At 63.9% G+C, this 20,683-nt stretch carries 19 protein-coding genes and 1 pseudogene; 13 read left to right on the top strand and 7 right to left on the bottom strand.

What is annotated here, in order from left to right; all coding sequences use genetic code 11:
• Positions 1–126: 126 nt before the first annotated feature.
• From ACIPZC_RS12265 to ACIPZC_RS12240, 6 genes are all read left to right on the top strand, one after another.
• Positions 127–1,191 (top strand): ornithine cyclodeaminase, encoded by a 1,065-nt coding sequence (locus tag ACIPZC_RS12265; protein ID WP_400627156.1) that lies wholly within the window; start codon positions 127–129, stop codon positions 1,189–1,191.
• A gap of 105 nt (positions 1,192–1,296) precedes the next feature.
• Positions 1,297–1,782 (top strand): Lrp/AsnC family transcriptional regulator, encoded by a 486-nt coding sequence (locus ACIPZC_RS12260; protein WP_241803214.1) that lies wholly within the window; start codon positions 1,297–1,299, stop codon positions 1,780–1,782.
• A 287-nt stretch (positions 1,783–2,069) separates the two neighbouring features.
• Positions 2,070–3,380 (top strand): C4-dicarboxylate transporter DctA, encoded by a 1,311-nt coding sequence (locus tag ACIPZC_RS12255; protein ID WP_241803213.1) that lies wholly within the window; start codon positions 2,070–2,072, stop codon positions 3,378–3,380.
• A gap of 42 nt (positions 3,381–3,422) precedes the next feature.
• Positions 3,423–4,127, top strand: coding sequence for a FadR/GntR family transcriptional regulator (locus tag ACIPZC_RS12250; RefSeq protein ID WP_267822366.1), 705 nt, complete (start codon positions 3,423–3,425; stop codon positions 4,125–4,127).
• A 16-nt stretch (positions 4,128–4,143) separates the two neighbouring features.
• On the top strand, positions 4,144–4,824 hold the full coding sequence (locus ACIPZC_RS12245; protein WP_400627153.1) for a GntR family transcriptional regulator: 681 nt from the start codon (positions 4,144–4,146) through the stop codon (positions 4,822–4,824).
• A 75-nt stretch (positions 4,825–4,899) separates the two neighbouring features.
• A complete protein-coding gene (locus ACIPZC_RS12240; protein WP_400627151.1) occupies positions 4,900–5,961 on the top strand; it encodes a hypothetical protein in 1,062 nt (353 codons plus the stop codon).
• 14 nt (positions 5,962–5,975) lie between these two features.
• Here ACIPZC_RS12240 and ACIPZC_RS12235 read toward each other — a convergent pair whose 3' ends face one another.
• Complete coding sequence (locus ACIPZC_RS12235; protein WP_267822360.1) at positions 5,976–6,404, bottom strand: PACE efflux transporter; 429 nt, start codon at positions 6,402–6,404, stop codon at positions 5,976–5,978.
• 102 nt (positions 6,405–6,506) lie between these two features.
• Between ACIPZC_RS12235 and ACIPZC_RS12230 the strand changes: the two genes are divergently transcribed.
• The 4 genes and pseudogenes from ACIPZC_RS12230 to ACIPZC_RS12215 all read left to right on the top strand — a co-directional run bounded on the left by ACIPZC_RS12230 (position 6,507) and on the right by ACIPZC_RS12215 (position 10,351).
• Positions 6,507–7,385, top strand: coding sequence for a LysR family transcriptional regulator (locus ACIPZC_RS12230; protein ID WP_400627149.1), 879 nt, complete (start codon positions 6,507–6,509; stop codon positions 7,383–7,385).
• A 139-nt stretch (positions 7,386–7,524) separates the two neighbouring features.
• Positions 7,525–8,550, top strand: a pseudogene (gene mcpA, locus ACIPZC_RS12225) (methyl-accepting chemotaxis protein McpA); the annotation flags it as partial.
• A 114-nt stretch (positions 8,551–8,664) separates the two neighbouring features.
• The gene (locus tag ACIPZC_RS12220) at positions 8,665–9,405 is read left to right on the top strand and encodes a methyl-accepting chemotaxis protein (RefSeq protein ID WP_372490481.1); all 741 of its coding nucleotides are present in this window, start codon (positions 8,665–8,667) and stop codon (positions 9,403–9,405) included.
• Positions 9,406–9,565: 160 nt separating this feature from the next.
• Positions 9,566–10,351 (top strand): sulfite exporter TauE/SafE family protein, encoded by a 786-nt coding sequence (locus ACIPZC_RS12215; RefSeq protein ID WP_241803206.1) that lies wholly within the window; start codon positions 9,566–9,568, stop codon positions 10,349–10,351.
• Between the two features lie 56 nt (positions 10,352–10,407).
• Here ACIPZC_RS12215 and ACIPZC_RS12210 read toward each other — a convergent pair whose 3' ends face one another.
• The gene (locus ACIPZC_RS12210; protein WP_400627147.1) at positions 10,408–10,947 is read right to left on the bottom strand and encodes a histidine phosphatase family protein; all 540 of its coding nucleotides are present in this window, start codon (positions 10,945–10,947) and stop codon (positions 10,408–10,410) included.
• A 141-nt stretch (positions 10,948–11,088) separates the two neighbouring features.
• Between ACIPZC_RS12210 and ACIPZC_RS12205 the strand changes: the two genes are divergently transcribed.
• Complete coding sequence (locus ACIPZC_RS12205; RefSeq protein ID WP_400627145.1) at positions 11,089–11,688, top strand: biliverdin-producing heme oxygenase; 600 nt, start codon at positions 11,089–11,091, stop codon at positions 11,686–11,688.
• A 213-nt stretch (positions 11,689–11,901) separates the two neighbouring features.
• Here the strand turns inward: ACIPZC_RS12205 and ACIPZC_RS12200 are convergent, their stop codons facing one another.
• The 4 genes from ACIPZC_RS12200 to ACIPZC_RS12185 form a co-directional block, all read right to left on the bottom strand.
• Positions 11,902–12,234: a DUF3325 domain-containing protein gene (locus tag ACIPZC_RS12200; protein ID WP_400627143.1), complete on the bottom strand. Its 333-nt coding sequence runs from the start codon at positions 12,232–12,234 to the stop codon at positions 11,902–11,904.
• Positions 12,231–13,751, bottom strand: coding sequence for a PepSY-associated TM helix domain-containing protein (locus ACIPZC_RS12195; RefSeq protein WP_400627141.1), 1,521 nt, complete (start codon positions 13,749–13,751; stop codon positions 12,231–12,233). The genes ACIPZC_RS12200 and ACIPZC_RS12195 overlap by 4 nt, the downstream gene beginning before the upstream one ends.
• Positions 13,748–14,035, bottom strand: a complete 288-nt coding sequence (locus ACIPZC_RS12190; RefSeq protein WP_400627139.1) for an iron transporter — start codon at positions 14,033–14,035, stop codon at positions 13,748–13,750. Before ACIPZC_RS12190 ends, ACIPZC_RS12195 begins: the two co-directional genes overlap by 4 nt.
• A gap of 125 nt (positions 14,036–14,160) precedes the next feature.
• Positions 14,161–16,401 (bottom strand): TonB-dependent siderophore receptor, encoded by a 2,241-nt coding sequence (locus ACIPZC_RS12185; protein WP_400627137.1) that lies wholly within the window; start codon positions 16,399–16,401, stop codon positions 14,161–14,163.
• A 240-nt stretch (positions 16,402–16,641) separates the two neighbouring features.
• Between ACIPZC_RS12185 and ACIPZC_RS12180 the strand changes: the two genes are divergently transcribed.
• Both ACIPZC_RS12180 and ACIPZC_RS12175 read left to right on the top strand, forming a co-directional pair.
• A complete protein-coding gene (locus ACIPZC_RS12180; protein WP_400627135.1) occupies positions 16,642–17,925 on the top strand; it encodes an arsenic transporter in 1,284 nt (427 codons plus the stop codon).
• Positions 17,926–18,063: 138 nt separating this feature from the next.
• Positions 18,064–18,753, top strand: a complete 690-nt coding sequence (locus tag ACIPZC_RS12175) for an SOS response-associated peptidase family protein (RefSeq protein WP_400627133.1) — start codon at positions 18,064–18,066, stop codon at positions 18,751–18,753.
• A gap of 16 nt (positions 18,754–18,769) precedes the next feature.
• Here ACIPZC_RS12175 and ACIPZC_RS12170 read toward each other — a convergent pair whose 3' ends face one another.
• Entirely contained in the window at positions 18,770–20,587 is a 1,818-nt protein-coding gene (locus ACIPZC_RS12170; RefSeq protein ID WP_400627131.1) for an ABC transporter ATP-binding protein/permease, read from the bottom strand.
• Positions 20,588–20,683: the final 96 nt, after the last annotated feature.

Below are 20,683 nucleotides of genomic sequence, written 5' to 3'. Positions count from 1 at the left end.
ATTCGGCTGCCCGCGCCCCGAAGTCAGCCGCACCCGCTGCCCGAAACGCCTCATTCAGCCGGCATTTCCCCCCTGCGCGCCCGACAATATCCCTACAGCCCAACCCGCACGTTGCAGGGAGATGCCATGACCCGCTTCATCGATGTGCAAGACCTCGCCCGCCTGGTCAACCGCAAAGGCCTGGCCACCTGCCTGGTGGAGATGGCCGAGTACATCCGTCAGGACTACCTGCGCTGGCACGATTTCGAGAAGTGCCCGCGCCTGGCCAACCACTCCAAGGACGGCGTGATCGAACTGATGCCCGTTTCCGACGCTGGCCGGTATGCCTTCAAGTATGTCAACGGTCACCCAAAGAACACCCGCCTCGGCCTGCCCACGGTGATGGCCTTCGGCGCCCTGAGCGACGTCGGCTCCGGCGCGCCGCTGCTGCTCAGCGAGATGACCTTGACCACAGCGATGCGTACTGCCGCCACCTCGGCCCTGGCCGCCCGCTACCTGGCGCGTGAAGACAGCCGCAGCATGGCGCTGATCGGCAACGGCTCGCAAAGCGAATTCCAGGCCATCGCCTTCAAGATGCTGCTGGGCATCGACGAGATCCGCCTGTATGACATCGACCCTGCAGCCACCGCGAAGCTGGTGGCCAACCTGGCAGGCCGCCCCGGGCTCAAGGTGATCGTCGCCCATAGCATCGCTGAAGCCGTGCGCGGTGCCGATATCGTCACCACGGTCACGGCCGACAAGACGTACGCGACCATCCTCACACCGGACATGATCGAACCGGGCATGCACCTGAATGCCGTGGGCGGCGACTGCCCGGGCAAGACCGAGCTGCACCGGCACATCGTCGAGCGCGCCCGGGTGATCGTTGAGTACGAGCCGCAAACCCGTGTGGAAGGCGAAATCCAGCAGATGCCGGCCGATTCGCCGGTCTTCGCATTCTGGCAGGTGGTCGCAGGCCTTGTGCCGGGCCGTGAAAACGCCGGCCAGGTGACCCTGTTCGATTCGGTAGGTTTCGCACTGGAAGATTTTTCGGCGCTGCGCTATGTGCTCGATACCGCGCTCGCGTTGGGGATTGGCCAGGAGATCGGGCTGGTGCCGATGCTGGAAAACCCCAAGGACTTGTATGCACTGCTGCAGCCTCGCGTAGTGGCGGCCCGCTCAGTGCACCGGGCCGACAGCGCCTGCGCCTGACGGAGCTTGGGCTGCTGGGCAGCCCACTCGCCAGCGCGTGAGGACGATCCCCCGATAACCGCCTAACCTGTTCATGCCCCCGCTTTCAACAAAGAAGCACCGCGCATGGACACCAAGGACGCCACCTCTGCCCCGCTGGACCGCATCGACCAAGCCATCATCGACATACTGCGCGTCGACGGTCGCATCACCTTCGAAAAACTCTCCACCCTGGTCCACCTTACGCCGCGCCCGTGCCTGGAACGGGTACGCAAGCTGGAACGGCGTGGCGTGATCCGCGGTTACGGCGCAATCATCGACCTGCAGAAAGTCGCACCAGGGCTGTCGCTGCTGGTGCTCGTCGCCCTGTCCAACCTGAGCGGGCGGTCCTCGCAAAAGGCGTTCGAGGCAACGATGCTGGCCTGCCCTGACGTTCATGAATGCCAGCTGATCAGCGGCCATTTCGACTACAGCCTGCGCGTGCGCTGTCGGGACATGGAGCACTACCGGGTGCTGAGCGAAAGCTGGATGAACGACGGCGCCCTGCACATCGATAAGCTCGTGGCACACCCTGAACTGGCGTCGGTCAAAAGCAGCGCCCCGCAGCCCTGAACGGGCAGAAGTTGGCAGGCAGCTTGCTAACACCCCCTCAGGTATTGGCAATTGCCGGCCACGGCGCATCCTCTCAATCGGCAGCACGCACCGAACTAGAGCCTGGCAAGTCGAAATGCCCCACAACTGGTCAGACCGGTAAGGCCAAAAACCCTTGCATATTCGGATTTTTCGCGCTTTTATGACCTCGCGCTGAACAAACCGGTAAGACCACAAAAATAAATAAGTCCTGCGCTCTTTCGCCCCGTGCGGCACCGAAGCAAGGACACCGATCAGAGATCACTCCCATGCTCAAATGGTGCTCGCGTTCGATCTTCCTGCAAGTTGTGCTCGGCCTTGCCCTTGGCATCGCCTGCGGCCTCAGCTTCCCCGACCTTTCCCTGCAGCTCAAGCCTCTAGGCGATGGCTTCATCAAGCTGATCAAGATGCTTATCGGCCTGATCGTCTTCTGCGTGGTGGTCAGCGGCATTTCCGGTGCCGGCGACCTGAAGAAAGTCGGGCGCATCGGCCTCAAATCGGTGATTTACTTCGAAGTGCTGACCACCATCGCCCTGGTGATCGGCCTGGTGTTCGCCTTCAGCAGCGGTATCGGCAGCGGCGCCAATATCCACCTGGATCAGCTCTCTGCTGCCGACGCCAACGGCCTGGCCGAACGCGGCCAGCATATCCATGGCGCCACCGCGTTCTTCATGGACCTGATCCCCACGTCGGTGGTAGGCGCCTTCGCCGACAACAACATCCTTCAAGTCTTGCTGTTCTCGGTACTGTTCGGCAGTGCTTTGAACCTGGTGGGTGACTCGGCCGCCGGCATTTCGCGGTTGATCAACGAACTCAGCCACGTGATTTTCCGCATCATGGGCATGATCGTGCGCCTGGCGCCGATCGGTGTATTTGGCGCCATCGCCTTCACGACCAGCAAATATGGGCTGGAGTCGCTGCAGCACCTGGGTGGCCTGGTGGCGTTGTTCTACCTGACCTGCGCGGGCTTCGTACTGATTATCCTGGGCACCGTGATGCGCCTTTCGGGCCTGAAACTGCTGCCGTTCATCAAATACCTGCGTGAAGAACTGACCATCGTGCTTGGCACCGCCTCCTCCGATGCAGTCCTGCCGCAGATCATGCGCAAGCTCGAGCACCTGGGCATTGGCAGCTCCACCGTTGGCCTGGTGATCCCGACCGGCTATTCGTTCAACCTCGACGGCTTCTCCATCTACCTGACCCTGGCCATCGTGTTCATCGCCAACGCAACGGGCACCCCCTTGGAGATGACGGACCTGCTGACCATCCTGCTGGTGTCGCTGGTGACGTCCAAAGGCGCTCACGGCATCCCAGGCTCGGCGCTGGTGATCCTTGCTGCCACCCTCACCGCCGTGCCGGCGATCCCGGTGGTCGGCCTGGTGCTGGTGCTGGCAGTGGACTGGTTCATGGGCATTGGCCGGGCGCTGACCAACCTGATCGGCAACTGCGTGGCCACCGTGGCCATCGCCCGCTGGGAAAAAGACATCGATCTGGAACGTGCGCAGAATGTGCTCGATGGCAAACCCGGCTTTGCCCATGCCCCACGCAAGCAGCCCAACGCCCATCAACAGGAATTCTGAGCCCACGTGGCCGGCGTTGACGCCGGCCCTCAGGAGAAAATCGTGATCAGCTCATCGACCGTCGTCAACTCAGTGGTGGAAAAACTGCGCCAAGCACTGGCCCGCGGCCAGTGGCGCTCCGGCGACATGCTGCCCGGCCAGCGCGAACTGGCCGAACAACTGGGCATCAGCCGCCCCAGCCTGCGCGAAGCGGTGACCGTGCTGGAGACCCTCGGCCTGGTGCGCTCCATGCCGGGCAAGGGCGTGCTGGTGCTCGATGCAGAGCCTGCCGTGCTGGAACCAGGCGTCGACAGCAGCGCCGCGGCCAGCCTGGCCGATGTCCTGGAGCTGCGCTACACCCTCGAACCCTTCATCGTCGGCCTGGTGGCGCAATCGGCCAACAGTCAGGACATCGGCCAGCTACGCCTGATCCTGATGGACATGCGCGAAGCGCTGGATGCCGATGACAGCGATGCCGGGGCCAAGGCCTACATCGCCTTCCACGAGGCCCTGTTCGCGCTGACCACCAACCCGATTTTCCAGAGCGTGGTACAGCAGACCGGCAATGCCCTCAAGCAAAGCGCCAACATGCTGCGCAACTCACCCGAACACCTTGCTGCGCGGCTCAAGGAAAACGAAGCCGTGGTCCGCGCCATTCGCGAGCGCAACAGCGCCCAGGCCAGCGCCCAGATGCGCCAGCACATCCTCGCCGAAGGGCAGCGCATGGGCATCGAACTGAACATCCCGGATGAGCATCCGCGCCAATGACCCTAGGAGAGCGACCATGACCGCCTGCGCCCAAGCCGCCCCCCACCTGCCTGCCCTGCTCGCCGCCGGCGAAACCCGGCTGTCGGCCGAGCAGATCTACCCCCGCCTGTTCGACGCGATTCTCGAGCAGCGCCTGCCGCCCGGCAGCCTGCTGCCCGAGCAGGCACTGGGTAACGCCTTCGGCGTCAGCCGCACGGTAATTCGCCGGGTGCTGGGGCGCCTCTCGGACCAGCAGGTGGTGGTGCAGCGCCCCAGCCACACCGCGCACCTGGCCGCCCCCGACCCGCACCAGGCGCGCCAGGTACTGAGCGCCCGCCGCCTGGCCGAAACCACCCTGATCAGCCTGGCGGCGCAACGCGCGCGGCCGGCGCAGATCCGCCAATTGCGTTCGCTGGTGGAGCGTGAGCGCCAGCACCACGAACGTGGCGAACGTTGTGCAGCGATCCGCCTGGGCGGCGAGTTCCACCTCAAGCTTGCCCAGGTGGCCGCCAACGCACCGCTGGCACGCTTTCTCAACGGCCTGGTGCCGATGACGTCACTGATCATCGCCCACTACGAATCACCCTGCTGCGAGCACTGTGCCTGGCAAGAGCACGCAGCGATCATCGATGCCGTGGAGGCCGGTAACGCTGCAGCGGCGCTTGCGCTGATGGGCGAGCACCTGGACCGCCTGGAAGAAAAACTAGACCTGGCCTGACAGGACGCAAGCGCAGCCGATCGCCGGCCCTATACTCGGTTAACCACCTAGCCTCGAAACCCGGGAGGCGGTCGTGTGAACCCACGTATCCTCGTGCTGCTGTGCCTTGTGCTGGCCCTCGGCGGCTGCGCCGGCAAGCGTCCGCCTGCCCCGCCGCCGCCCGCCGTGCTCACACCCGCCGCCTGGCAACGGATTGACCAGGAACTGATCGATGCTTCGGTAGGCGCTGCTGGCTCGGCCAACGACTATGCACGGCGCTCGATGCGAGTGTGGAAAGAACAGGTACAGCAACGTACCGAGAGCGACTTCATTCCCTGGTTCACCGGTTACTGGACCCAGCAATGGCTGACCCTCAAGGTCGCCTGGTACAAGCTCAACAGTGGCGAGGGCCGCGAGCCGGCGGAAAAACGCCTGGCCCTGTACCTGCAGGAGCAGTACCAGAAGCGGGTGATCGAGCCGGTGGCCGAGCAGATCAACCCCGAAGTCATCCGCCACCGCGCCTGCGAATTGTACGTGCAGCTGTTCGGCCAGCAACTGCCAGCCATCATCCAGCGCTACAACGCCCCGCCCGACCAGCTCAGCCAGCGCCTGAACCGAATCCCGGCCATTGCCCTGGGGCCGCCGCCGGCGCGCAATGCCAGCCTTTATCAATTGCTCAAGGCCAAGCCGCTCGATCAGCAACCCGCCTGGCTCGCCCTGCGCGACCACCTGCACCAGCAAGCGGCCAAAGGCCCGGGGCAGACCGACATCGGCCTGTCGTCGGTGGCGACCCGCGCCAGCGAGAAGCTTGGCGCCACCCTGGCCCCACGCGGCATTGCCAGCGCAGTGGCCAGTGCGGTGGGCAAAGTGGCCGGGGCGATGATCTCGGTGGCGGCCGCCGGCTACGGCATGATCACTCACGACCGCGATCACCCGGAGATGGTCGAGCAATTGCGGGTGATCCTCAACGTGGCGCTCAATCAGGAATGGCAAGAGCTGATGGAGAACCGCCAGAGCGGCGCCATGGCGGGGGTGCACTACCTGTCAGGGCAGGTCGAAGACAGCTTGCTGGCCAGTGCGCCGCGGCCCGTGCAGCAGGCGGTACAACCGCAACCCCCTGCGCGCCAGGAACCCTTGTTGATTCGCCTGCCGCCATAGCGGCACCGACACCCTCAGGCGGTGGCCATGGCCGATGCCGGCAAACCGAAGATCCGGTCAAACCCCCAGTTGTAGGCAAAGGTGTAGCAGGGCACCAGGATGATGAACGCAAGGTCCACCAGGAACGCCTGGACCAGACTCATGCCCAGCCACCAGGCGATCAGCGGGATCAGGTACACCACCAGGGTCAGCTGGAAGCCGACAGCATGCACCACCCGCCGCGCCACGCTGCGGCCGCGCTTGGCCTGGCGGCTCTCCCAGTACTCGAACAGGCTGTTGTAGATCAGGTTCCAGAGCATGGCGATGGTGGTGATCATCACCGCCAGCGGCCCAGTATGCGAAGCCTGGGTATCGGACAAGTAAGCCAGCCCCAACGTCGACATGCACAAGCCAATCAGCTCGTAGAACGTCACGTAGACCAGTTTGCGTTTCAATCCCTGCACCGGGGTTTACCTCATTGGGTATCAAGCGAAGGACGCAAGAATGCTTCAAATATATTGACAGACAAAGTCGGTAGCTTTCAGATTCACTGATAGGAGGCCGACATGAATTTTTCCAGTGACAATATCCAGCTGTTCCTCGCCGTGCTCGATCGGGGTTCGTTTTCCGCAGCGGCGCGCACCCTTGGTCGGGTACCTTCTGCCGTCAGCATGGCCATCGGTAACCTTGAAGCCGAACTGGGCTACCCGCTGTTCGAGCGCGGCCCGCGCGAGGTTCGTCCTACCGCTCAGGCTTTGGCGCTAGAGCCACACGCCAGGCTGATCGCCGAGCAACTGGGGCTATTGCAGGTGCACGCACTGGAGTTGTCGCAAGGGCTGGAGAGCAGCCTGACCCTCGCCGTGGTCCCGGACATAGATCAACGGCCGCTGTTTGCCGCCATCGCGAGGCTTGGCGAGCGCTACCCGCTGCTGGACATCCAGCTGCTCAGTGCCCCACAGGAAGACGCACTGCAGTTGCTCGACAGCGGCCGTGCCGACCTATGCCTGGCCTTCGCTGGCCTGCACGTCGATGCCAGCCGGGGGTTCCAGCACATTGGTACGGAGTCGCTGGTTGCCACCCTGTCACCCGCGCACCCGGCACTGCGCGACGGGCGCATCCACTACCTGGAAGACCTGATCAACGTGCGCCAGATCCTGGTGCGCAGCCGCGACCTGCCGCTGGCCGACCCGCGCGCGCTGATCGGTGCCACGCACTGGTCCACCGACAGTTTCGACTTCGCCGTACAAATGGTCGAAGCAGGCCTGGGCTGGGGCGATTTGCCATTGGCCAGGGTGGCGCCGCTGATCGCTGCCGGGCGCCTGGTACGTCTGCGATTCGCAAATACCCGCAACGAACTCCAGTTGCCGATTCATGCCTTCTGGCGCAGGCAGCAACCGCTGCGCCAAGCGGCGCGTCTGCTGATCGAACAGCTAGCCAAATGCTAGCGCACCGTCCGTCGAAATCGCCTCAACCGGGTGACGTAAGTGCTTCAATTTTTGTGGGATTTGCCGATAGCAGAGTGGACAGGCCCATCGCGCCAAAAGCGTGCAGTGCCCTTCCCTCCATGGCTCAAGGTCTCGAAACATGAACCTGAAATTTCGCCACAAGATCCTCCTCAGCGCATGCGGCGTCGTGGTGCTGGCTTTTGCCCTGTTCACGCTTTACAACGACTACCTGCAACGCAAGACCATCACCCAGAACATCGAGTCGTCGATGCAGCAGTCCGGTGCGCTGACTGCCAGCAGCGTGCAGAACTGGATGAGCGGGCGCATCCTGGTGCTGGAGAACCTGGCCCAGGACATTGCTGAACAAGGGGCAGGCGATACCCTGGCCGGGCTGATCGAGCAGCCGTCGTACACGAAAAATTTCCTGTTCACCTACCTGGGCCAGGCCAATGGTGTGTTCACCCAGCGCCCCGACGCCCAAATGCCGGCCGGCTACGACCCACGCCAGCGCCCATGGTACGGCGCCGCGGCCAGCGCCGGGCAGACCGTGCTCACCGCCCCTTACCAGGGCGCGGTCGGTGGCCTGATGGTGACCATCGCCACGCCGGTGAAGCGTAACGGCGAAATGCTCGGGGTGGTCGGCGGCGACCTGACCCTCGATACCTTGGTGCAGATCATCAACTCGGTCGACTTCGGCGGCATCGGCCACGCCTTCCTCGCCGACAGCAGCGGCCAGGTGATCGTCAGCCCCGACAAAGACCAGGTGATGAAGAACCTCAACGACATCTACCCAGGCTCGGGCCTGCGCGTGGCGGCCGGCATGCAGGATGTCACCCTCGATGGCCAGCAGCGGTTAATCTCCTTTGCCCCGGTGGCGGGCTTGCCGTCTGCCCAGTGGTACATCGGCCTGTCGATCGACAAGGACAAGGCCTACGCCGCCTTAAGCCATTTCCGCACCTCAGCGATCATCGCCATGGTCATTGCCGTGGCGGCCATCGCCGGGCTGCTGGGCTTGCTGATCCCGGTGCTGATGCGCCCGCTGACCACCATGGGCCGCGCCATGCGCGATATCGCCGAAGGTGAAGGCGACCTGACCCGCCGCCTTGAGGTACCGCGCAAGGACGAGTTCGGCGAACTGGCAACCTCGTTCAACCGCTTCGTAGAACGCATTCACGCCTCGATCAGCGAAGTGTCGTCGGCTACGCGGCTGGTGCACGACCTGTCGGAAAAGGTGGTCAACGCCTCCAATGCATCGATCATCGGTTCCGAAGAACAGAGCATGCGCACCAACAGTGTCGCGGCGGCCATCAACCAGCTGGGTGCCGCCACTCAGGAAATCGCACGCAATGCTGCGCACGCCTCGCAACACGCCAGTGGTGCCAGCGAACAGGCCAATGGCGGGCGCGAGGTGGTGGAAGAAGCGATCAACGCCATGACCGCCCTGTCGCAGCGCATCAGCGAGTCGTGCGAGCAGATCGAAACGCTCAATGCCAGCACCGACGAAATCGGCAAGATCCTCGACGTGATCAAAGGCATTTCCCAGCAGACCAACCTGCTGGCGCTCAACGCCGCGATCGAAGCGGCCCGTGCAGGTGAAGCCGGGCGTGGGTTTGCCGTGGTCGCCGATGAGGTGCGCAACCTGGCGCACCGCACTCAGGAATCGGCAGAAGAGATCCACCGCATGATCACCAGCCTGCAGGTCGGCTCCCGTGAGGCGGTGCACACCATGAACACCAGCCAGGTGTCCAGCGAACAGACCGTGCAGGTCGCCAACCAGGCCGGTGTACGTCTGACCAGCGTGACCCAGCGCATCGGCGAAATCGATGGCATGAACCAGTCGGTGGCCACTGCGACCGAAGAGCAGACCGCGGTGGTCGAGAGCCTGAACCTGGACATCACCCAGATCAATGCGCTGAACCAGCAAGGGGTGGAGAACCTCAACCAGACGTTGCAGCATTGCGATGCGCTGGCGCAGCAGGCCGGGCGTTTGAAGCAACTGGTGGGCAGCTTCCGCATCTGAGGTGACACGCCGGCAGGCTCGTCTCATGCAGGGGGCGAGCGGGCCGGCGTAGAAGGCCCGCGGTTATAACCTAATAACGAACAAGTCTATTTGGCTATATAAACTACCTATATGCTGGCACCCATCCGATCACGGGCAAAGCTGGGCAGTCGAGTAGCGTATGGATGTAGGTTCTTTCGGTTTCACCATAGCCGGGCTGGTTGTGGGGTTCATCGTCGGCATGACCGGCGTCGGTGGCGGTTCGCTGATGACGCCCATCCTGCTGTGGTTTGGCATCAGCCCGGCCACTGCCGTGGGCACTGACCTGCTGTACGCCGCCATCACCAAGGCCAGTGGCGTCTGGGTGCACAGCCGCAACAAGAACATCGACTGGAAAATCACCGGCCTGCTCAGCATGGGCAGCGTCCCGGCCGCAGCGCTGACCCTGTGGTTCCTGAGCACCCTGCACACCGACACTTCGGCGCTCAATGCCATCATCAAGCAGGGCCTAGCGGTGGTGTTGATCCTCACTGCACTGGCGATCCTGTTCAAATCGCGCCTGCAAGCGTTCGCCAACCGCCATGCCGGTGATCATTACCAACTCAGCGACCGCAGCCTCAACATCCTTACCGTACTCACCGGTGTGGTGCTGGGTGTCATGGTTACCCTGACCTCGATCGGTGCGGGTGCCTTGGGCACCGTGGCGCTGTTCCTGCTCTACCCGTTCCTGGTCACCCGGCGCCTGGTGGGCACCGAGATCGCCCACGCGGTGCCGTTGACCCTGGTCGCAGGCCTGGGCCACGCGGGCATGGGCAACATGGACTGGTCGCTGCTGGGCTACCTGCTGCTGGGCTCGTTGCCTGGCATCTACCTGGGCAGCCACCTCACCGGGAAGATCTCCGACCGCGTGCTGCGGCCCTGCCTGGCGGGCATGCTGTTGCTGATCGGGTACAAGCTGGCGTTCTGAGGCAAGGTTTTGCGGTGAGCTGGGTTGGCCGTTGTGCAGGCCATTGCCAGCCGGACTCACCCCAGCCGCAAGCGCCAGCGCCCGGTAAAGCTCAGCTGCACACGTGACAAAGGCAGCACATCCATCTGCCGATGGGCCGCCAAGGGGCAACCCAGCACCTGCACCAGTACCGCGCGAATGACCATGGGATGCGTCACCGCTGCCCACTCGCCCGGCTCATCGAAGGCCGCCAGCCACCCCGCCATGCGCTGGCACAGCTCGGCGAACGACTCACCACCATGTGGCGCACTGTGCGGGTCGTCCAGCCACAACGCCAGCGCCTGCGGGTGCTCAGCCTGCAACCGCTTCAATGCTTGCCCCTGCCAGCGTCCCAGGTCGCAATCGGCCAATGCCGGCTCGACCTGCGCCAGTGCCGAAAACCCGTCTGCCGTTTCCCTCGCACGCCGCTCCGGCGCGGTGAGGATGCGCGTTTCAGGCGCCACGGCGAACGGTTGGGCGAGCATCGGCAGAATGCCGTCGTCGGGGCCGTGCAGGTGCCCGGTCTTCTGCGCCGTTGTCAGGGCATGACAGATCAAGGTCAGGTGTACGGCTTTCACCAGCTGGCTTCTTCTTGGAGGACGGCTGGATGGTTTAGCACGCCGAGGTTATTTTTTCCGCAACAATGTCGCGGCTGGGGAGGAACACTGCGTTACGATGGTCAGTCCAAATTAGGCGAAATGCCACTAGAGTCGAGCCGAATGCCAGCCAGTCCCTCCTCACCCAGCCCGTTGCTGCTAGCCCTGCGCGAGGGCACCCGCGATTGCCACAAGTCGCTCGAAGCACGCCTGCCATTCTTTGCAGCGAGCTTCGATGCCGCGGCCTACAGTCGGCTCCTGCAAGCCTACTATGGGTTCCACGCGCCCCTCGAAGCTCGCCTGGGCGACTACCAGGAACCGATGAGGGCCAAGACACCCGCGCTCACGCTGGACCTGCAAGCCCTGCATCTGAGCGCCGCTGACATCGACGCCCTGCCCCTGTGTCAGGCGCTGCCAGGTATCAATGATGAGGCCGGTGCGCTGGGTGTGATGTACGTTCTGGAGGGCTCCACCCTGGGCGGCCAGGTACTGAAAAGGGCGATGGCCGAGCGCCTGGGGCTCGACCCGGCCAACGGCACAGCCTTTTTCGATGTGTACGGTGCGCGGACCGGCGACTACTGGCGCCGCTTTCTCGACCGCCTTGGCCAGGCGTCGAGCGCACCTGCAGCGCAGGCCGCCACCGTGCAGGCGGCCATCGAAACATTCCAGAGCTTCGAGCGCTGGCTTGAGCAACGCAACGTGCTTGGCCAGATACCTGGCTGAAGCATGGGCCCGGTTTCACCGGTGATCGCTTCGGGCTATTACAGCTCTGCTATGGGGGCTGCTGCGCAGCCCAATCGCCGGCAAGCCGGCTCCCACCACGCCCGCGCAGCTCTTCAGGACTGCGCTTTACCTGTGCAAGCAACGGTCTTGCCCAATTTCTGAAAGCCGGCGCAAATTCCATGTGGGAGCCGGCTTGCCGGCGATAGGGCCTGCTCAGGCAAACAGTTGCAGCAGCCCCCACACTGGCACCAGCCCTGCAAGCCCAACCGCCAGCCGCGGCCAATACGGCAACTGCACGGCCAGCAGCATTGCACCGAGCGACATCATCGCCAACCAGGCTACCGGCGCCATGGCCCAGCCCCAGACCTGGGCACACAGCAGCAGGCTGATCATCAGTGCCAGCCAACCAGCGCCACGCAGCACCCTGCGCAGTGGCCGCGGGCAAGGCCGCTGCCATACCTGTTTATAGTGCCGTTCCAGGCCTTGGCAAAGGCCAAGCATACCGGCATAGGCGAACAGCGCGCCGCCCGCGATCAACATCATCATGCGCCTGCCTCCACGCTGCGCCCTGCCCTAGGTGCATGGAGCATTCGCCCGCCTTGCTGCACGCGCCACGCCACCACACCGAGCAACACCCCCAGCACCATTGCGCAAGCCACCACGCCCAGGCGCAAGGCATCCGCCAGCCCACCGAACAGCCCAAGGCCCATGCACAGCAGTGCCGTCAGCCCCAGCTGCTCCACCCACGCCCGGCGCGCAGGCCTGATACCCGCATGCAGCAGCGCCAGCAGCCATGTACCAAAGAATGCCCGCACCTCCCAGGCCTCGCGCTGTACCAGCTCGACCGGCAGCAGGCGGCTGGCCCACAGCAAGCCGACACAGGCCAGCAGCAAACCGGTGACGAAACCGACATTGCACACCTCGGCAACCCGGTACCAACGCCGCGCCGACAACTGCGCGCTGGTGCTGGCGTACTTACGCCCACGCTTCACGCAAAACAGCACCAGGCCGCTGGCGATCATCACGCAGCTGATGACCCCACACACGAAGTACAACCAACGCATCGGGTATCCGCCAAACTGGGCAAAATGCAGGCCGACCATGACCCGCTGGGTCAGGGGAGCCGCGCGCCACTCAGTCACATCGCTGAGCAGCTGACCGCTGACACCATCGAATACCATGGCCTGCCCCTTCGACAGCGCGATGCGATTACCCAGCTCAGGGCGAATCTCGATACGCGCCCCAGCGGTGTTGGGGTTGCGGATATTGAAACCGGCTATGGGCCCCAACCGTGCCTGCGCCTGGGCCAGCAGCGGCACCACATCGACCAGCGCCGCGGGCTGCCTGGCCAAGGCCCTCGGCTGCTCCAGGCGGGCGTTGCCCTGGGCCTTGAAGTAGGCCCGGTTGTCCCCTGCGAACAGCGCATCGACACCTGCAGGAATGTAGATGAGCATGAAGATCACCAGCCCGGTGTAGGTGATCATCAGGTGGAACGGCAGCAACAGCACGGCACTGGCGTTGTGAAAGTCCAGCCAGGAGCGCTGGCCCTTGTTCGGCCGGAACGTGAAGAACTCCTTGAAGATCTTCTTGTGGATGACAATGCCGGTGACCAGCGCCGCCAACATCACCAGCGCCAATGCACCGACCACGAAAATGCCCCAGTTGCGCGGCAGGTCGAGGGTGAAATGGAAGCGGAAAAAGAAATTGCCGCCAACACTGTCGCGTACCTCGATGGCCTCGCCGGTCTGCGGGTCGAGCTGTACGCCACCGCCATGGCGCCGCTCCCCGGTAGACACACGCAGCCCGGGCGAGCGATCGGTGGGCAGGCTGATGCCCCAGTTGCCGGCCTGCGGTTCATGGGCCTGCAGGTAGGCAATGGCGCGCTGCGCGGCATCGGCCTGGGTCACTGCCTTGGCCGGGATTTCCGGCTGCATCCAGTGGTTGAGCTCTTTGTCGAACACCGCCAGGGTGCCGGTGACGAAGATGGCGAACAATAGCCAGCCGAACACCAGCCCACCCCAGGTGTGCAGCCAGGCCATCGATTGGGTGAACGTGTTCTTCATGCCAGCCACTCCAGTACCTGGGGCCAGAAGCCGATCAACGCCAAGGGCGCAGCCAAGGCCAGCGGTAGCCAGGCACGCACCGCGTCACGGCTGGCGAAGGCCCAAACGATGACTGCGGTGTAGAAGACGAAGGCCGGCAGGGTCGCGACGATGACCGCATCGGCGGCGGACAGCGGCAACAGCCGGGCCAGGCAGGCGCTGGCGGCATAGGTGAGTGCGTAGCCGCCCACCAGCGCGGCGCTGCTGCGCGAGAGGATCAGCAGCCAGGCGGGTTTATTGTTCATTGGCACATTTCCTGGTAGTCGCATCGAGGCAAGCCCGCCCTCCATTCACTCCACTTGTGTTGTGCCAGTGGGGTATCTGGAGAAGCGGGCTTGCGCCGAGAATGGGCCGCAATGCGGCCCCAGCATCAGAACGAGATATTCAGGGAAGCGAACAGCGCACGCCCCGGCTGGTTATAGGTGTTGGCGCCCGAGCTGCTGGCATTGCCACCGCGATAGATCTGCTTGTCGAACACGTTGTTCACGCCCACCCGCACGTCATAGTTGGCGTTGAACTTGTACCCGGCGCTGACATCCACCAGCCCGTAGGCCTCGACATCCTGCTGCGCCTCGGCGTCGTAGTCTTCCTCGGTGCGGTAGTTGTAGGTCGGCGACTTCTGCTTGCCGTAGTAGGTGCCGGCCAGCTGGAACGAAAGCTTGTCGGTGGCGCGCCAGTCCAGGGTGCTGTTGACCGTGTACTCGGGGATCACTGACAGCGGCTCGCCCGTCTCACGGTTGTCGTTGTCGAGCATCCAGGTCAGGTTGGTGTTCCAGTCGAGCACCGGCGTCAGTTCGACGAACAGGTTGCCCTCGATGCCTTCCACCCGCGCCTCGCCAGCATTCTCCCACTGGGTCACACGGCGGCCGCTGTTGATGGTGTAGAGCACATCGGTATCACCGATGATCTTGTTCTTGTAATCGTTGCGGAAATACGTCGCGCTGGTACGCCAGGTGCCGCGGTCATACAACAGGCCAATTTCTTTGTTGACGCTGATTTCCGGCTTGAGGTCGGCATTGCCCTGCAGGTAGCAGCCACCGGAGTTGCTCTGCTGAATGCTGCAGCCGTTGCCGCGGCTATAGAGCAGGTAATTGGGGTTGGACTGATACAGGTTCGGCACCTTGTAGGCCCGTGCGATACCGCCCTTGACCGACAGCGCATCGGTCAGCTTGTGCGACAGGTTGAGGCTGGGGCTGAAGTTGTCGCCAAAGGTTTCATGGTGGTCGAAGCGCAGGCCCGGGGTGACGGTGGTGTCACCCAGCACGATGTTGTCCTCGACGAACAGCGCGTAGCTCTTGGCGGTCATCTTCGAATCGCTGCGGTCGAAGCCACTGATGACGTCACTGCCACCGCCGCTGGGGTCGAAGCTCTGCGGGCGGAACGAGCCCTGGTCGTTGAGCGATTCATACAGGTATTCGCCGCCCAAGGTCAGCACATGTTCGGTATTGCCCAAGGCCAACGGCAGGTTCACCTCGCTGCTCAGGCGAGTGTTGCGCAGCCGCGACATGGCTGCACCGCTGTCGTTGATCGCACCTTCCGGGCCACCGGCCAGCCCTTCGTTCAGGCGCCAGTTGCGCACGTACTCGTAAGCCAGGCTGGTCTTGCTGGTGCCCCAGCTGAAATCGCCCAGGTGGGTCAGGTCATACGTGTTGCGCTGCATGACGTTGGTCTCGTGGCCATACAGGCTGGAGATCAGGTCGACATTGCTGCCGCCGTTGCTGTTCATGGTGTCGCCGGCATAGAGGTTGCCCTGGCGGCTGTAACCGGCGCTGGCTTCCAGGCGGTGCTCGTCGTTGAGCCTCCAGCTCAGCAGGCCGTTGATGTCCTTGTTGCGCACGCCCTCACGGCCGGCGGCCAACGCGCTGTTGGCGTGGTCGGCGTTGATGTCCAGGTCATCGGCGTCGGTCTTGGCCAGGCCACCGTACAAACGGAAACCGAGGTTGTCGGTGAGCCCGCCGCTGAGGTTGAAGTTGGCACGACGGCTGGCACCCTCGGCGCTGTCCTCGGGCATTTGCGTGAACAGGTTGAGGCTGCCCTTGAACGCCTCGGTGGGCCGCTTGGTGATGATGTTGACCACCCCGCCCATCGCACCCGAGCCGTAGCGCGCCGCCGCCGGGCCGCGCAGGATTTCGATGCGCTCGACCGCCTCGGCCGGCACCCAGTTGGTTTCGCCGCGGGTGTCGCGGTCGCCGTTCCAGCCGTAGCGCACCGCGTTGCGTGCGCTGGATGGCTTGCCGTCGATGAGGATCAGGGTGTTTTCCGGCCCCATGCCGCGCAGGTCGATCTGCCTGTTGTTGCCACGCGCACCACTGGCGCTGTTGCCAGTCAAGTTGACCCCCGGCTCACGACGGATGATGTCGGACAAGTCATTGGCCGGCGGGCGACGCTTGATGTCTTCTTCAGTGATGATCGACGAACCCAGCGCCTGACGCGCTTCGCGTTCTGCAGTGACCAGGGTGTCCTGGATCACCAGTGCGTCGTCCGCCACTGGCATCTCCAGCACCTCACCAAGTCTGCGCTCCACTGTTTCGGCGGCGCTCGCCATCATGGCCGGTGACGCCAACGCGACGAACGCCAGGGCCAGGCTGTTGGGTGAAGTTCTGCACTGCATTGACACATCTCCTGCGATGGGTAAGCGAAGGGCACATCCCTGCCAGGAAGCCGGAGGGCCCACGCCCACCGGCCTCGCAAACACTGTTCGGGGGCCAACAGGGTTGGTAAATATAGTGATTCTCAAATGTGTTTAAATCTTATTTACGAAACTTACACGTTTGCACCGGAACTTTTCCTACGCGTCGCCGGCCCGTGTACAGTCACTTCTGCCCCAGCCATGAGACGAGACAGCGTTTCCATGCTCCCAGCCGCTTTGATCTTCCTGCTCACCCTCACCCTGGTCATCTGGCAGCCCAAAGGCCTGGGAGTTGGCTGGAGCGCCACGCTCGGTGCCGTGCTGGCCCTGGTGTTCGGCGTGGTATCGCTGCATGACATCCCCACGGTCTGGGCCATCATCTGGAACGCCACCGCCACCTTCATCGCCCTCATCGTCATCAGCCTGCTGCTGGACGAAGCGGGCTTTTTCGAATGGGCGGCGCTGCATGTGGCGCGCTGGGCCCGCGGGGACGGGCGCCGCCTGTTCGCCTTCATGGTGTTGCTGGGCGCAGCGGTATCGGCGCTGTTCGCCAACGACGGCGCAGCGCTGATCCTTACCCCGATCGTCATGTCGATGCTGCTGGCGCTGCGCTTCTCCCCGGCGGCGACCCTGGCCTTCGTCATGGGTGCAGGCTTCATCGCCGACACCGCCAGCCTGCCGCTGGTGGTGTCCAACCTGGTGAACATCGTCTCGGCGGACTACTTCGACCTGGGGTTCAACGCCTATGCCTCGGTGATGGTGCCGGTGAACCTGGTGGCCGTGGCAGCCACGCTGCTGGTGCTGTGGCTGTATTTTCGCCGCGACATTCCGCTGCGCTACGCCACCGAAGACCTCAAGGTGCCGGCCATGGCCGTGCGCGACCGGGCAACGTTCCGTGTCGGCTGGGCGGTGCTGCTGGCATTGCTGGCCAGCCTGTTCGTGCTCGAGCCCATCGGGATCCCGGTCAGTGCCGTGGCCGCAGCCTGCGCAGCGGTACTGTTCGCCGTCGCCGCCCGCGGCCATGTGATCTCCACCCGCCGCGTGCTGCGCGAGGCTCCGTGGCAGATCGTGGTGTTTTCGTTGGGGATGTACCTGGTGGTCTACGGCTTGCGCAATGCCGGCCTCACCGACTCGCTCGGCAACCTGTTGAGCTGGCTGGCGGGGCAAGGGCTGTGGGCAGCCTCGCTGGGGACCGGCCTGATTGCGGCGCTGCTGTCGTCGGCCATGAACAACCTGCCCAGCGTGCTGATCGGCGCGCTGTCGATCGAGGCCAGCGAGGCGCAGGGTGTGGTGCGCGAGGCGATGATCTATGCCAACGTGATCGGCTGCGACCTGGGGCCGAAGATCACCCCGATCGGCAGCCTGGCTACGCTGTTGTGGCTGCATGTGCTGGCGCGCAAGGGCGTGAGCATCGGCTGGGGGTATTACTTCAAGGTAGGGGTGCTGTTGACGGTGCCGGTGCTACTGGTGACCTTGGCAGCGTTGGCGTTGCGCCTGAGCCTGTGAAAACGCTGTCGCCGTCTATCCTGACCAGGTGACTGTGCGGCGCACGCAGGTTGAACAACGCCCCCCGCGGGATGGGATGTTGGGACCCCGATTGCGTCGGTCGCGTGCACGCCATATCGACCAATGGGGGGACATGCCATGTGCGGACGCTTCGCCCAGTATCAGGGCCAGGCCGATTACCTGCGTGAACTGGCGGCCGGGCAGGAGGTGATAAGCGGTTACGACAACATGCCCATTGGCCGTTACAACGTGGCCCCTGGCAGCCGCGTACTGGTTATGCACAACCCGGGCAATGGCCTGCGCATCGACCCCTGCCATTGGGGTTGGGCACCGTTCTGGGCCAAGGGCTCGCAACCTGCACCAATCACCGCACCGGTTGAAGCCGTGACCACCGGCACGTTTCTCAAGGCGTTCTGGCCTCAAGGGCGGGCACTGGTCATGGCCGACGGCTGGTATGAATGGGTGAGCGACCCGCACGACCCCGAGCGCAAGCAGCCCTATTTCATTCGCCTGCAAAGCCAGGCACCGATGTTCATGGCTGCGCTGGCTCAGGTACGTGCAGGATCGCAGCCGAACGAAGGGGATGGGTTTGTTATCGTGACCGCAGCGAGTGAAGCGGGAATGGTCGACAGCCACGACCGCCGGCCATTGGTACTGGCGCCGGCGGATGCATGGGCGTGGATCGACCTGCAAGTGCCTGCCGAGGAGGCCGAGCGGCTGGCACGGGAGCGGTGCCTGCCGGTGGAGGCCTTTGAATGGTTTGCGGTGGGCAAGGACGTGTCGGATGAGCGTGATGAAGGGCCGCAGTTGATCGTGATGCAGCCCTGAACACGATGCGGGTCGCCTAGACCTGCAATTCCACCTCCGGTTTCTGCTCCAGCAGCGACCAACCGCCCTGCCCGTCCACTTCCAGCCTGTGGGTATGGAACCCGGCCAACGTGCTGCGGTGGCCGACACTCACCAGCAAGGTCTGCGGCATCTCATTGCGCAGCAGCGAATACAACGCATGTTCCAGGCCTTCATCCATCGCCGAGGTGGATTCGTCGAGGAACACCACTTGCGGCCGGTTGAACAGCACCCGCGCAAACGCCAGCCGCTGCTGCTCACCCACCGAGAGGATATGCGACCAGTCGCAACTGACCGCCAGCCGCTCAGCCAGGTGGGCCAGGTTGACCTGGCGCAGCGCCTGCTGCATGCGCACTTCGTCCTCAGGCTTGCTGTCGGTTGGGTAGGCGATGGCGGTCCGCAGGTCGCCCAGGGGCAGGTACGGGCGCTGCGAGAGGAACAGCGCCTCGGTAGCGGTGGGCCGCCTGACCTCACCCTCGGCGTACGGCCAAAGCCCCGCCAAGGCGCGCAGCAAGGTGGTTTTGCCACTGCCCGAAGGGCCTTTGATCAGCAGCGCCTGGCCGGCCTGCAGGCGCAAGTCGAGGTCGGCGATCAGCGCGTAGCCATCGGGGCGCATCACCTGCAACCCCGAGATATCCAGGGCATGCGCCTGCTGCTGGGTGCTGACCCGCGGCAACGTGCTGGCCTGCTGATTGGCATCGAGAAAACCGGTCAGACGGTCGAGCGTGGCGCGGTACTGGGCAAAGGTGTCGTAGGACTCACGGAAGAACGACAGCGCATCCTGCACCTGGCCAAACGCTTGGGAGGTTTGCATGACATCGCCCAGCTTGATCGCGCCACTGAAGAAGCGCGGTGCCTGGAGGATGAACGGGAACACCACTGCCACCTGGCTGACGCCCAGGTTGAAACCGCTGAACTTCAGGTTCCGGAACACCAGTGCCCAGACATTGACGATCAATGCCCCGAAGCGCCCCAGCAAGGTCCCCCGCTCCACCTGCGCACCCTGGTAGAACGCGATGTTCTCAGCGTTTTCCCGCACGCGCATCAGCGCATAACGGAAGTTGGCCGTGAGTTTTTCGTTGAGAAAATTCAGGCGGATCAACGGCTGTCCGAGGCGAAAGGCAATCCAGGTGGCGATCAGCACGTATACATAGACGGCGAACACCATGGCCCGGGGGATTTCCACACCCGCTACCGCCAGCGGCGCCGACAGGCCCCAGAGGATGGCGGTGAAGGCCACCAGCGACACCAGCGCGCTGACCGCGCCCAGCGCCAAGGTTACCGAGTTGGTGACGAAGGCGGTGACGTCCAGTTCGATGCGCTGGTCGGGGTTGTCTACAGGCTCGGCGAGAAACTGGCCGCGGTAATAGGCGTCACCGTGCAGCCAGTCATTGGTCAGGCGCTCGGTCAGCCAGACCCGCCAGCGAATGCTGAACGCCTCAGTCACGTAGAAGGTGAACAGTGAACGAAGCACGTGAAGGGTGGCCAACACCGCGAACACGCCCAGCAAGTACCAGAAGGCGGTCTGGTCGAGGGCCTGCAGGGCACTGTAGAAGCCGTTGTACCAGAACGAGAACAGCACGTTCATGCGTACCGAAAACAGGGTCAGCACCAGCAGTGCGGCAAACACCAGCAACGGCCGCCAGCTGCGCCTGAAGCTGAAATAGGGCCCGGCAAGCTGCCAGAACTGGCTGCCCCAGCGCGTGTAGCGCACAGCCAAGGCAGCGGCGGCAGTGAAGCCGATCAGGGTGATGAGTGAAGCGATTGCAAGCCAGCTCAGGCTCTCTTGCAGGGCCTGGTGCCAGTTCATGTCCATGGTGCGTACCCGTGACGAGTGTTTCCGCGAGCGTAGCATTGCGCAGGCAGTCGTCAGGCATTCATGACGGACATTTCATGTTGTCGGCACTGCCCC

This window comes from Pseudomonas sp. NPDC089743, from assembly GCF_044748785.1.
In the GTDB taxonomy this organism is placed as follows: Bacteria; Pseudomonadota; Gammaproteobacteria; order Pseudomonadales; family Pseudomonadaceae; genus Aquipseudomonas; species Aquipseudomonas putida_X.
This window is presented reverse-complemented; position numbering and strand designations above follow the sequence as displayed.